The organism is Flavobacterium sp. 1355, from assembly GCF_017833415.1.
In the GTDB taxonomy this organism is placed as follows: Bacteria; Bacteroidota; Bacteroidia; order Flavobacteriales; family Flavobacteriaceae; genus Flavobacterium.
The window spans coordinates 35,200-48,428 of record NZ_JAFICC010000014.1; the positions used below are offsets into that span (position 1 = coordinate 35,200).

14 protein-coding genes are annotated in these 13,229 nt (G+C 33.6%); 6 read left to right on the forward strand and 8 right to left on the reverse strand.

Annotated features, from left to right (window positions below):
• The first annotated feature begins 22 nt into the window (after window positions 1-22).
• The 4 genes from JOD96_RS17800 (at window position 23) to JOD96_RS17815 (ending at window position 2,510) form a co-directional block, all read left to right on the forward strand.
• Entirely contained in the window at window positions 23-808 is a 786-nt protein-coding gene (locus JOD96_RS17800) for an alpha/beta hydrolase (RefSeq protein WP_245188442.1), read from the forward strand.
• A 24-nt stretch (window positions 809-832) separates the two neighbouring features.
• Entirely contained in the window at window positions 833-1,051 is a 219-nt protein-coding gene (locus JOD96_RS17805; protein ID WP_209565582.1) for a putative signal transducing protein, read from the forward strand.
• Window positions 1,052-1,175: 124 nt separating this feature from the next.
• On the forward strand, window positions 1,176-1,979 hold the full coding sequence (locus JOD96_RS17810) for a Cof-type HAD-IIB family hydrolase (RefSeq protein WP_209565583.1): 804 nt from the start codon (window positions 1,176-1,178) through the stop codon (window positions 1,977-1,979).
• Between the two features lie 3 nt (window positions 1,980-1,982).
• Window positions 1,983-2,510: a GNAT family N-acetyltransferase gene (locus tag JOD96_RS17815; RefSeq protein ID WP_209565584.1), complete on the forward strand. Its 528-nt coding sequence runs from the start codon at window positions 1,983-1,985 to the stop codon at window positions 2,508-2,510.
• Between the two features lie 98 nt (window positions 2,511-2,608).
• Here JOD96_RS17815 and JOD96_RS17820 read toward each other — a convergent pair whose 3' ends face one another.
• Window positions 2,609-3,127, reverse strand: coding sequence for a hypothetical protein (locus JOD96_RS17820; RefSeq protein WP_209565585.1), 519 nt, complete (start codon window positions 3,125-3,127; stop codon window positions 2,609-2,611).
• A 484-nt stretch (window positions 3,128-3,611) separates the two neighbouring features.
• Here JOD96_RS17820 and mtaB point away from each other — a divergent pair, with 484 nt between their 5' ends.
• Entirely contained in the window at window positions 3,612-4,946 is a 1,335-nt protein-coding gene (gene mtaB, locus JOD96_RS17825; protein WP_209565586.1) for a tRNA (N(6)-L-threonylcarbamoyladenosine(37)-C(2))-methylthiotransferase MtaB, read from the forward strand.
• 163 nt (window positions 4,947-5,109) lie between these two features.
• Here mtaB and JOD96_RS17830 read toward each other — a convergent pair whose 3' ends face one another.
• The 7 genes from JOD96_RS17830 to JOD96_RS17860 form a co-directional block, all read right to left on the reverse strand.
• Window positions 5,110-5,619 (reverse strand): hypothetical protein, encoded by a 510-nt coding sequence (locus tag JOD96_RS17830; protein WP_209565673.1) that lies wholly within the window; start codon window positions 5,617-5,619, stop codon window positions 5,110-5,112.
• 129 nt (window positions 5,620-5,748) lie between these two features.
• A complete protein-coding gene (locus JOD96_RS17835; protein ID WP_209565587.1) occupies window positions 5,749-6,465 on the reverse strand; it encodes a 3-ketoacyl-ACP reductase in 717 nt (238 codons plus the stop codon).
• 115 nt (window positions 6,466-6,580) lie between these two features.
• The gene (locus JOD96_RS17840) at window positions 6,581-7,168 is read right to left on the reverse strand and encodes a phospholipid scramblase-related protein (RefSeq protein ID WP_209565588.1); all 588 of its coding nucleotides are present in this window, start codon (window positions 7,166-7,168) and stop codon (window positions 6,581-6,583) included.
• A 53-nt stretch (window positions 7,169-7,221) separates the two neighbouring features.
• Window positions 7,222-9,390 (reverse strand): vWA domain-containing protein, encoded by a 2,169-nt coding sequence (locus JOD96_RS17845; protein ID WP_209565589.1) that lies wholly within the window; start codon window positions 9,388-9,390, stop codon window positions 7,222-7,224.
• A gap of 70 nt (window positions 9,391-9,460) precedes the next feature.
• Window positions 9,461-10,423 (reverse strand): hypothetical protein, encoded by a 963-nt coding sequence (locus tag JOD96_RS17850; protein ID WP_209565590.1) that lies wholly within the window; start codon window positions 10,421-10,423, stop codon window positions 9,461-9,463.
• A 2-nt stretch (window positions 10,424-10,425) separates the two neighbouring features.
• The gene (locus JOD96_RS17855) at window positions 10,426-10,926 is read right to left on the reverse strand and encodes an RNA polymerase sigma factor (protein ID WP_209565591.1); all 501 of its coding nucleotides are present in this window, start codon (window positions 10,924-10,926) and stop codon (window positions 10,426-10,428) included.
• A 291-nt stretch (window positions 10,927-11,217) separates the two neighbouring features.
• The gene (locus JOD96_RS17860; protein WP_209565592.1) at window positions 11,218-12,054 is read right to left on the reverse strand and encodes a DUF6929 family protein; all 837 of its coding nucleotides are present in this window, start codon (window positions 12,052-12,054) and stop codon (window positions 11,218-11,220) included.
• Between the two features lie 119 nt (window positions 12,055-12,173).
• Between JOD96_RS17860 and JOD96_RS17865 the strand changes: the two genes are divergently transcribed.
• Window positions 12,174-13,055 carry a PPK2 family polyphosphate kinase gene (locus JOD96_RS17865; RefSeq protein ID WP_209565593.1) on the forward strand — a complete coding sequence of 294 codons (882 nt, stop codon included), beginning with the start codon at window positions 12,174-12,176 and terminating at the stop codon, window positions 13,053-13,055.
• Window positions 13,056-13,229: the final 174 nt, after the last annotated feature.

The window sequence follows — 13,229 nt, forward strand, 5'->3', positions numbered from 1 at the left end:
ATTAAAAACGCTTAAATTTTTAATGATTACACTCTTAGTATTTTTTGTTGCTGTTTATATCCTGGTTATTTCTTATGTGTATTTTAATCAGGTAGGAATGATTTTTCAGAGCGCATCGCTCCCAAAAGACTATCAGTTTGATTATCAACAGCAATATGAAGAATTAAATATTAAATCTTTTGATGAAGTAAATCTCAATGGATTATTATTTAAAGCAGAAAAATCAAAAGGCTTAGTTTTTTATCTTCATGGAAACGCAGGAACTTTGGAAACCTGGGGAAGGATTGCTAAAATTTACACCGATTTAGGTTATGACATCTTTATTCTGGATTACAGGAGCTTTGGAAAAAGTGAAGGGGAAATAAAGGACGAGGAACAATTAAATAAAGATATTGCCATCGTTTACAAAAAATTAGGGCAAAGATATCCTGAAGATAAAATCATTATAGCAGGTTATTCAATTGGGTCAGGGCTGGTAGCTGTATTGGCATCTGCAAACAAACCAAAAGCCGTAATTTTACAATCACCCTATTATAGTTTTAGTGAATTGTCGAGCAGCAGAGTTCCGTTTTTTCCAAATTTCATAAAAAAATTCCGTTTGGAAACTTATGAATATCTGGTAAAAATAAAAGCACCAGTTTATATTTTTCATGGAATGGAAGATCAGTTAATTCCATATTCAAATTCAGTTCGATTGAATGAACTATTAAAATCCAACGGGCATTTTTATCCTTTAAAAAATCAGGAACATATTGGGATGAATGAAAATCAGGATTTTCAAAACCACTTAAAAATAATATTGAAATAAAAATAATAATAAAAAATAAATGTCATGGGATTAATGAAGGTGTTTTCAGGAAGCGAAATTTTAGCAATTGCCTTACAGGAAAAATTAGAAGCAGCAGGTGTAGAAACAGTAAAAAAAGATAATATTCAATCTGCCAGACTAGCAGGCTTTGGCCAGACAGATTTGGCCGTTGAGGTTTTTATTCAGGAAACAGATTTTGCAAAAGCAAATCCGGTTATTGAAGATTTCAGAATGAATATTTAAGAAAGGCCTCAGTCTCAGTTTTCAGTATTAATAAAGGAAACCGATTGATGTAAAATAAGGAAAAGTAATCAGTCTCAGTCACAATACTGTCAGCTGAGACTGCGGCTTAAAACTAAAAAAAAGTATGCAATACAAAATGCTGGTGCTCGACATGGATGATACCTTGTTGACAGACGATCATAAAATTTCAGATTTAAACAAAAAAGTGCTTTTGGAAGCGCAGGCAAAAGGGGTTTATGTTGTACTGGCTTCAGGCCGGCCGACATCTGCAATGACAGCTTACGCAAAAGAATTAGAACTCGATTTAAATAATTCCTATATCATTTCGTTTAACGGTGCTGTAATTAGTACCGTAAAAGAGGATCTTGTTTTTTTTGAACAAAAACTGACCGTAGAACAAATTCATGATTTATACGATTATAGTGTAAAAATGAAAACACATATAATCACTTATCTGGATGGTGAAATTATCAGTGAAACCGATTCTGAGTTTATTGATATCGAAAAAGAAATTACAGGATTGCCGCATCGAAAAGTTGCAAGCTTTAAGGAAGCTGTTGACAGGCCTGCCGTAAAATGTATTTTATTAGAAGAGCCTTCTTATTTGAAAGAAGTAGAAAAAAACTTAAAAAGTGCAATGCCTCATTTGAGTGTGGCCATGTCTAAGCCTTTTTTCTTAGAAGCAGCTCAAAACGGGATTGACAAAGCGAATAGTTTAAAGCTTTTGGCTGAAAAGCTGAATATCCATCAAAGTGAAATTATTGCCGTTGGAAACGCCGGAAATGACCTGACAATGATAGAATATGCCGGATTGGGCGTTTGGGTTGATAATGTAACTCCGGAATTGCGTGACAGAGCCAATTTAATTGTCGCATCAAATAATAATGACGGAGTTGCTGAAGTTGTACAGCGTTTTATTTTAAATTAAACAATGAAAAAGCCAATTGAAACAGAACGTTTGATTTTAAGAGAGTTTTTGCTTTCTGATGCTGCTAGTATGTTTGAATTGGATTCTAATCCTAATGTGCATGTTTTTGTTGGTAAAAAGCCAGTTACATCTATAGAACAAAGTATTGCCTCTATTAAAAATATACAACAGCAGTATAAGGATTTCCAAACAGGCCGCTGGGCTGTAGTTCTCAAAGAAACCAACGAATTTTTAGGCTGGTCTGGAATCAAGTTTGTCAATTATAAAATTAATAACCACCAAAATTTTTATGAATTAGGTTATCGTTTTATTGAAAGGCATTGGGGAAAAGGATATTCAACAGAAGCGGCAAAAGCTTTTGTACAATATGCGTTTAATGAAATGAAGGTTGAAAGTCTTTACGCTTACGCAGATGAAGGAAACGAAATTTCGCGAAATATTTTGGAGAAACTGGGTTTTCGTAACAGAAATTCTTTTGAATATGAAGACGAAATGCAGGTTTGGTATGAATTAAAAAATCCAAACCTATAAATTAATTACTAATAAGTGAATCCCAAATCTTTTTAAACTGTTAAGATTTAAAAAGATTTGGAAAACAGCTCATAGTATATAGTTCTGAAATATGATTATTACTTTTTAGCTACAGAAACAAAATATTTATTTCCGTCACCCATAGTTAATTTTACACGCTCGTCACAAAGATCAATTGCAAAATTTACGCTTTCATAACAACTACAGGTAGTATTTTTGTCCTTAGACATTTCAGTTTTACAATTATTATTTTTAAAAGTTGCCAACTGTGGTGTGTATAAACTTACTAAATCCGTTGAAGCTGTTACTAATGAAATAATGCTTGCAGAATTATTGTTTGTAATTCTATATACAATTCTGTCTGTATAGTTTACTTCATTTACCATTACTTTACGAATATAAGTATAAGCAGTTGAGCCTTCGCCCGGTTCTTTTACTTCAAACTTGAAACCAACTGCACGAATAGCAACATCAAATTGTTGCTGCGAGTTTAAACTTGCCCAATTCGTTAAAGTACTAATAGAAGGAAATGGATTTGCGGCTGGAGCACTAGTTTGCGCTTGCGCACTAAATAAGGTTAAAAACATCAAGCAGATTGTGGGTAAAAATGCTTTCATAAAGTGGTATTGTATTATAATTTTTGCCTACTCTCTTTGGTTTTCGGCTTTCCCATTTCATTTTGTAACACAAAACAACAACATAACGAGTAAAATTCAAAATTGTTATGTTTGAATTATTAATTAATTAACCAAAGCTATTTAAAATTCTCAAATAACAATCAATTCAACTAAAGAATTTTAACAAAAGTAAATGTAAGATTTTTTTAGTTTAAAAAGCAAAAAAACGTATTTAATCGATGAAATTTGCATTTAATCGATTATTTGTCATTTAATTCTTATTATTGTGCAAACTGTATGATAATCTTGAAGATTGATTTGCTGAAATTTCAGCTAAAAATACAATTTTTTGGCATCTCAAAAAATTAATTTACTTTCAAAATATCAGGATGAAGTCGCTTATTGCCTTTCTTTTACAGAAATTTGTTTGTAAATTTGCAGCCTTAAATTTTTTGACAACGATTTCATTGATTTAAGATACATTATGGAAAATAGAAAAAAAGTTGCCTTTTACACGCTGGGTTGTAAACTGAATTTTTCAGAAACCTCTACAATTGCCAGAAGCTTTAATGACGAAGGATTTGACCGTGTCGATTTTGAAGATGTTGCAGACATCTATGTAATCAATACCTGTTCGGTTACAGAGAATGCCGACAAACAATTTAAGCAGGTTGTAAAAAAAGCAATGAAACTCAATGAAAAAGCTTTTGTGGCTGCTGTTGGGTGTTACGCACAATTAAAACCGGAAGAATTGGCAGCTGTCGATGGTGTTGACTTGGTTTTGGGTGCTACCGAAAAATTTAAAATTACCGATTACATAAATGATTTAAGCAAAAATGACATGGGCGAAGTACATTCATGTGAAATTGCTGAAGCCGATTTTTATGTTGGAAGTTATTCAATCGGAGACCGTACCCGTGCCTTCTTAAAAGTACAGGACGGTTGCGATTATAAGTGTACTTATTGTACAATTCCTTTAGCAAGAGGGATTTCAAGAAGTGATGCCCTTGAAAATGTTTTGCAAAATGCCAAAGAGATTTCAGCTCAGAATATCCGTGAAATTGTTTTGACCGGAGTAAATATCGGAGATTACGGAAAAGGGGAGTTTGGGAATAAAAAACACGAACATACTTTTCTTGATTTAGTTCAGGCTTTAGACAAGGTAGAAGGAATTGAGCGTTTAAGAATTTCATCAATTGAGCCAAATTTGCTGAAAAATGAAACTATAGATTTTGTTTCTAAAAGTAGAACTTTTGTGCCTCATTTTCATATTCCGCTGCAATCCGGAAGCAATGATATCTTAAAATTAATGAAACGCCGTTATCTACGTGAAGTTTATACAGAACGTGTAAATAAAATTCGCGAAGTAATGCCGCACGCCTGTATAGGCGTAGATGTTATTGTTGGATTTCCAGGAGAAACAGATGAGCATTTTCTTGAAACATATCATTTTTTAAATGAAATGGATATTTCTTATCTGCATGTATTTACGTACTCTGAAAGAGATAATACAGAAGCAGCAGATATGGAAGGTGTTGTCCCGTCAAACGTAAGGGCAAAACGAAGTAAAATGCTTAGAGGACTATCGGTAAAAAAGCGTCGTGCTTTTTATGAAAGCCAATTAGGAACAAACAGAACAGTTTTGTTTGAAGGCGAAAACAAAGAAGGATACATTCATGGTTTTACAGAAAATTACGTAAAAGTAAAAGCGCCATGGAACCCTGAATTAGTAAATACATTACAGGAAATCAACTTAACAAAAATAGATGAAGACGGAAGTGTTCGTTTAGAGTTTTTGAATAAACTGGAAGAAGCTTAAAAATAAATATATTCAAAGTATTGTCATTCTGACAAAGGAAGAATCACACTAGTAATTCTGCATGCTTAATCGCCAATCTTTGTCGAATTACTAGTGTGATTCTTCCTTCGTCAGAATGACAAAAGAAAGGCTCTTTATTTAAAGGGCTTTTCTTTTTTTATAACTATTTCTGATTTTCAGAAACAACCAATTTCAATGAATTAATATAATCGGTATCAAATTCTATAACTCTTATTTTTTCGGGATTAAAACTGAGTTCACCACCAAATTGTCCTTTTGTGTCCAAAAAGTCAATGATAAGTTCTTCATCATTCAGTTCGATCAATTTCCCTAAATAGGCAGATTTGGCAGATTTTTTTGAAATTTGAAAGATTCCATATTTCTCTGCTAAAAAACTAATAATAGTAGCCAGATCTTTTATTGGGATAATATCATCAGAATTAGTTTTTAATCCCTTTAAGCGAATAATTTTTTCGGTAAAAGCCAAATCCTGGTCTCTGTTTACAACCAGGATATTTTTATTTCTTAAAATTACAAAACCGTCCAAAATAAAATCCACAGGATTATTTCGAAGTAAAATCCAATCGTCTGAATAGTCTATAAGAAATCCGGTAAAAATTTCTTTTTTGTCTACAAATTCTATTTCAATTAATTGTCTTAAATATTGTTCCATCATAATTGTTAAAATTCAAATTTTAAACACCAAATTCCAAAATGAGCTTGCTTCACTATCGTTCAGGTCTAAATTCCAATTGCTGTGTAAATTGGAATTTGGAATTTGAAAAATTGGAATTATTTTTTTTTAAGGATTAGTCGACCAGATGCTGCTGTTTTTAATAAAAACCCTGCGATTTAATTTTAAGTGCGCAATAATCAATTCTGCCATATCTTCCGACTGCATTACTTTTTCAGGGTTACCGTCTGTCAGGTTTAGGTCTTTTGCCATATCTGTTGCAACAGTACTCGGCGTTAAGGCCGTAACCCGAATATTGTGTTTTCTCATTTCCTGCATCAAAGAATCAGTTAAACCCAAAACAGCAAATTTAGAAGCACTGTAAGCACTTGTCAAAGCGTTTCCGTTTAATCCGGCAGTTGATGAAATATTAATTATATCTCCGGTTTGTCTTTCGATCATATTCGGAATAATGGCGCGTGTGGTATAGTACGTTCCCATTAAATTTACCTGAATAATTCTTTCCCACGCTTCTGGTTCTAATTCTAAGAATTTTCCAAAAGAAGCAATTCCGGCACTATTAATTAAAATATCAATATTTTTGAATTCGGCTAAAGCTTTTTCTGCTGCTGTATTGATAGAATGAATGTCTGACACATCGGCTGAAAGTGCTAAAGTTTTTACACCCAAATTCGAAACCTCCTCTGCCAATTGGTCAATATCGGTTTGGGTTCTTGAAACTAAAATCAGGTTTACACCTTCTTTTGCCAATGCAATAGCAATGGCTTTTCCAATTCCTTTTCCTGCGCCCGTGATAAAGGCGTTTTTATTTTTTAAGTCGGTCATGATTGTATTTTTAGAAATGCAGAAAGCATCATTTTAAGTCTATACAAAAATAAGCTTTTGCAAACTAAAATGATGCTTTCAAATGCATTCTTAATCTAAGTTTAACAACTTTTGATTATTCTTTCAGAACCATATCGATACACATTACAGCTCCTAAAATCAATTGTCTTAACGGGCTGTCAGCAGCTACGGTTTCTTCAATATTCAGAACATAATTATCAGCACTTGTAAAAAGTTCTTTACCCATTCCGGCCCATTTTTTGGTTACCTGGGCAAGTTCTTTATTTTCATGAGAAAATTTAAAATCCCATCCTGTCCATTTTCCCTGAAGCGTTGCAACCGGTTTTTCATTTTTGTCAAGGATATCAAACTTTCCGCCAATCGAAAAGAATTTTTGTTTGAAAGTCCCCACCAGACGATCTTTTTCATCCAGGACTTCAACAGTCGATCTGAATATGGCAATGCCTCTTCTTACCGTAATTAACTTCTCGCCGGAAGCAGTTGTAATTTCAATATTAAATGGTGTTGCTCTTTTATAATCTGTAAATCGAAGTATTTTAGTGAAAAAACCAAGATTCTTTTCTCGGCAGTTCATAATAATTTCATTGCTTTCAGGATTGTAAATGTCGAAATTGTTAGCAGCTTTAAACATTCCGACATGCTCTTTTACTAAAAATAGATTTTGGCTTAAAATTGGATTCATACGGGTATAAAATTAATTTTTTAGAATAAGAACCAAATGTAATAAAATATTTATTAATTATACTGCTTGCAAGTTTCAACAAGACGAATAAATTCTGCTTTGTAACCTTCGCCGTCATTTGAGTTTCCTTTTCTGGCCAATTTTAAAATTTCCTCAGAAGATTTCTCAGTAATCAATTTAGAATCTCTGAGCTTCAGACCGAACCAGGCTACGGCCGAACTAAATTTCATATCGTCACTAGCTTTCTCGATAGCAATCGATTTATTTTCAATAACCTGTACCATTTCGATACTTTTATCACCGTCAGGTTTTTTATAACGGAATTTTATTGTTGCCAATTCATTACTGTAATTACTTGAATTCATTTCTGTTTTAGTGTATTTCAAATCATCGGGCTGTACGGCCAAATAATTACTTTTTACACCAGCCGGAATAATTTCATACAGAGCTGTTACGGTATGATTACTTCCTAATTCCCCGGCATCAATAGCATCATTTTTAAAATCTTCGGCACGAAGTTTTCTGTTTTCATAACCAATCAAACGATATGCCTGAACTTGTTTCGGATTAAATTCAATCTGGATTTTTACATCTTTTGCAATGGCAAACATAGAACCTTTAAATTCTTTTCCTAAAAAACGGTTTGCTTCCTGAATATTATCGATATAGGCATAATTTCCGTTTCCTTTATCAGCCAGGATTTCCATTTTGCTGTCTTTGTAATTTCCCATTCCGTAACCCAAGCAAGTCAGGAAAACGCCTGTTTTTCTTTTTTCTTCAATTAATTTCTCCATATCAGAATTAGAAGTGCTTCCCATATTAAAATCACCGTCGGTTGCCAGAATGACACGGTTGTTTCCATTCTTGATAAAATTTTCTGTCGCAGTTTTATACGCCAGCTCGATTCCTGCACCTCCTGCTGTGCTGCCTCCGGATTGTAATTTGTCTAAAGCATCAATAATTGTTTTTTTCTCATCGCCGGAAGTTGGAGGTAAAACCATTCCTGCAGCGCCGGCATAAACTACAATTGCTACTTTGTCTTTTGGTCTTAACTCGTTTACCAGTATTTTTAAAGACTGTTTTAATAAAGGCAGTTTATTGATGTCACTCATAGAACCCGAAACATCAATCAGGAAAACAAGATTAGAAGCCGGTAAATCTTCTGTTGGAATGTTTTTTCCCTGTAAGCCGATTTTCAAAATTTTATTATTTGAGTTCCAAGGAGAATCACTTACTTCTGTGTTGATAGAAAATGGATTTTCGTCTTTTGGCTGCGGATAAGTGTATTTAAAAAAATTAACCATTTCTTCAACACGCACAGCATCTTTTGGAACTTGCTGACCATTGTTTAAAAAACGTCTGATATTGGTGTAAGAGGCATTATCGACATCTATAGAAAATGTAGAAAGCGGCGCTGTTTTTGGACTTTCAAAAGCATTTTCAACAAAAGTATCGTAATCTTCCTGGGTGGGTTCAGCAGGAATTGGGGTAATGCTATTTAGTTTTTTATCTAATTCTTTTTCTGAAAGGTTTTTATAAAGCTCATTTTTGGTTGTAATAACCACAACACCATTTGATGCTTTACCGCCATAAACTGAAGTTGCAGCCTTGTCTTTTAAAACCGAAACATTATCAATATCGTTAGGGTTAATTTTAGCTATTTGATTTGAATTTGCCGGAACACCATCAACAATATAAATAGGTTCGTTTTTTGGCGATACAGAGGTGTTTTCTTGTATTACAACAGTGGGAGCTGGCATAGTAGTATATCCCATATTATTTTGAACCTGAATTCCCACAACTTTCTCCTGATTCATTTCAGAAGTTTTCATTTTAGCTTTTTTTCTTTCAGCACGTGCATAGCTTCGATCTTCATATTCAGAATCACTGCTTCCATAACTTACAACAACAACTTCACTTAAAGTTTGAAAATCAGGTACAAGTTTTATATTTATTATTGTTGAGTTTTGAACTTTCTGTCTTTGGGATTTGTATCCAATATAATCAAAAAGCAGCATATCTCCTTTCTGTGCCAGAATGCTGTATTGCCCGTCATAATTGGTTATTGCAGTTGCTTTTGAGTTCAGGTTTGTAATGTTTGCGCCTGGAATTGGCATCGTGGTTTCATCAGAAATGACTCCTGTAATTGTTTTTTGCTGTGCCATGGCTGTGAAACATATAAACATAGCAATGGCTGATGAAATAAGTTTTAGACTTTTCATGATAATAAGTTTTAAGATTAGAGTTCGGATTTAGCTTTGTCAAAGCTGCAGACTTTGACAAAGCTTAAAATTATTTTTTTGGAGTAGGTTTTCCTGTTCTTGTAGTAATGATAACAACTCCTTTTTTCCCTCTTTCGCCATATTTTGAAGTGGCTTCAAGATCCTGTAAAATGGTTATGGTTTTTATTTCCTGTTTATCCAAAGGCGCATATGGGCTCGTTGGGTTTTTGCCAAATAAATCATTTTCAGAATAATAAATACCGTCAATAATATACAGAGGTTCATCTAAGATTACCAGCGATTCCACATTTTCTGGATTAAGATTAGGCAGTTCTTCCTGCATCATTTTATCCCGCTTAACATCATCACTGTGAGCCATTGCATTTCCGTTCAGAATAACCAATGGTGCACTTTTTTTAGCTCTCAGAGATTCCTTTTCAGAATCTGCAATTCGATAAGGTTCTTTTTTAGCCGATTTTTCAGATTCATAACTCAGTGCTTTGTCTCTTGTGACAGAATCTTTTTCTACAAAATATCCGTAAGAAGTTGATGGTGCAGAAGCTGGCATCTCATTATAAACAATTGTTGGAGGTTCATAAACAATTGCATCAGTGTTTGGACTTTGAATTTCATGAATTGCAACAGGAGATTTTTGGTTAATTTGATTTTTTATAATTTCTTCGGCCTCTGTTTTTGAAACTATTCCCGAATCCTCAGAAATCGCAATTTGATTTTTTTCTGAAGCCGATTTTTGAACTGGTTCTTTCACAGCTTCGTTATTAACAACTTCATCAGAAATTTTAATGTTTGCATTTTTGTCTGTTCTTAAGAACTGAGAACCAACAGAGATTATTAATAAAAGAGAAGCAGCAATGGCAATTTTTTTCCATAATGCGATTGTTTTTTTAGCCTCTTTTTTGTCCAGTTTTTCTTCCACACGTGACCAGACTTTTTCCATTGCCGGAAAGTCTTTAAACTCCGCGTTTTGCGAAGCTTCTTTTATTTTATCGAATAATTTATCTTGATTGTCCATGACTATTTTGCTTTTTGATAATACAGTTTATTAACCAGTTCTTTCAGTTTGGTCTTTGCAGCATTCAATTGTGATTTTGAGGTGCCTTCGGAGATCTTCAGCATTTCGGCTATTTCTTTGTGCCCGAAACCTTCTATAACAAAAAGGTTAAAAACAGTTTTACAGCCATCGGGAATATGGTTTAATAAATTAAGCAAATCTTCTTCTTCTAATGTATTGAGTTCGTCAACAGAAGGCTGCGAAAGCAGTTTTACATCATCGAGATACATATTAAAGTTGGTATTTTTTTTAATTGATGCCAAACAGTGATTTACTGTTATTTTTCGTGCCCAGGCTTCAAAAGCATACGCTTCTTTTAGCTGATCAAGTTTGGTAAAAATGGTAAAAAACGAATCGGCGAGTGCTTCTTCAATTTCTTCTTCCTTTTTTAAATATCTTTTGCAAAGGCGGTACAACTTTGGAGCCATGTATTCGTACACCTGACGCTGGGCATCGCGGTGCATTTTTTTACAGTTAGCTATTTGAGTTTCGTTTATCACAATTGGTGTCTTTCTTATATAGAGAGCGAAAAAGATAAAAAGGTTGGAATGAAGATGAAAAAAGTTTTTTTTAAGGTTCAAAGGAACAAAGGTTTCAAGTTACAAAGGTTTTATTACAGAGCCGCATAGCAGTGCGTTTCTGTGTTAAATCCAGAATTGAAATGCTTTGTGTTTCTCTGCGTAATTCTTTGCGAATCTCTGCGAAATAATTTTACCGCAAAGATTCGCAAAGAATTACGCTAAGGATCGCAAAGTTTATTTAACGGGCAACGTCAACTTAAAAATCTTAGTGTCCAAAAGATCAGTGTCATTATCTTCACAAAGCAAAAACTCAATTTTGTTGTTTTCTTTTTTGTAAAAAGTCAAACCTTCAAACTTATTGGTTGAAGTTATTTTTTGAGTAAAATCGATTTTCATGGTTTTAAGGTCAATCCGGCCGATGAAACTTCCTAAGATTTCGCCGTCATCGTAAGTCGATTTGGTGTCTTCGGCGGTGGAAAGAAAATAGATTTTATCTTCGACTAAAACAGCATCGGTAAAACTGGAACGAACGCCTTTTATTTTTGGCAGTTTATAATTGGTTGCTACCAGGGCAAATTCTTCACCTAAACTTTTGGCATGAATGGTAAAAATGGTGTTTTTGTTAGAAATTCCGTTTCCGCGATTGAATAAATACCAGTTTTCTCCATCAAAAATAGCGCCTTCTAAATTAAAATCTTCCGGTTTAATCTCTCCGAAGCTTTGCATTAAAGCGTAAATATCTGTTAGATTGTTTTTTTGTAAAACGGTCTTATTTTTCAAATCGAACTCTATCATTCTGTTTCGGTTTTCTGTCGAACCGGAACCAAAAACATAAAGTGTATCGTTGTGATGCGTTAGGGACTCAAAATCGGGTTTTATGTTTTTTGGAATATTTTGTGTCGGATTATCAATTAAGGGATGTTGGTTCAATTGCTGATTCTGCATATTGTACTCGTATAAGAATCCGCTGTTGTCACCAATGATATAAAGAGAATCACTGTTGTAGAATAATCCTGATGCAGAACCGATTCCGATAATTTGAAATAATATTTCTAATGTAAATTTTTCCATGAAGTGTTGTTTTGAAATCTAAATCCTGATTGCAATAAAAGTATTACAATGAATAGCAAATTCGATAGCTATCGGAATTCGTAAAATTAGTATATTTATGATATAAAAATGAAAAAGATATGAAATCGATAGATCCGAAGGATTTTAAAGTTACAGAAGAAATAAAGTTATCAAAGATTCCGACTCTGCTTGACATTCAGGCCACTGATGATGAGAAAGATGAAAAACTGGACAATGTACGGGAAAAAATTAGCAGTTTGCAGGAAGTAATGTATGCCTATAATAAATACAGTGTTTTAATCTGTCTTCAGGGAATGGATACTTCTGGAAAAGACAGCCTGATTCGTCAGGTTTTTAAAGAATTTAACCCAAGAGGAGTTGTAGTTCATAGTTTTAAAACACCAAATTCGACCGAGCTGGAACATGATTATTTGTGGCGGCATTATATTGCTTTGCCAGAAAAAGGAAAAATCGCTATTTTTAACAGAACACATTATGAGAATGTGTTGGTAACGCGTGTGCATCCTGAATTTATTTTAGCCGAAAATTTACCCGGAATAAATTCAGTTGAAGATATAAAACCAAAATTCTGGGAAAAAAGAATTGAGCAGATTAATAATTTTGAAAAACATATTGCTGAAAACGGAACAATTGTAATAAAATTTTTCCTGCACCTGAGCAAAGAAGAACAACGCCAAAGATTATTGCGCCGTCTGGAAGAAGGAAAACACAATTGGAAATTTTCTCCCGGAGATCTCAAAGAACGCGAGTACTGGGACGAATATCAGAAATATTATGAAGAAGCTATAAACAGAACTTCTACAGAACATGCGCCATGGTACGTTGTTCCTGCCGATGATAAAGAAATGGCACGTTATATCGTAGCCAAAATTATCTGGGAAGAATTGCAGAAATATACCGATATCCAGCAACCGGAACTGGACAAAAAAATAAAAGCTAATTTTGAGCTTTATAAAAAGGAATTAGAAAAAGGGTCTTAAAATTTAAGACTCTTTTTTTTGTTTAATGTTACCGTTACTTTATGAGTGTTTTGCAGTACTAATTTAATGTTAATTTTTTAGTTCTTAAAAATGCATTTGGGAGTAGTGTTTTGTCCTTTTGATAATATCAGAATAATTATTAGTTAAAGTGTAAGGGGTTACTTTGTAAAAAAA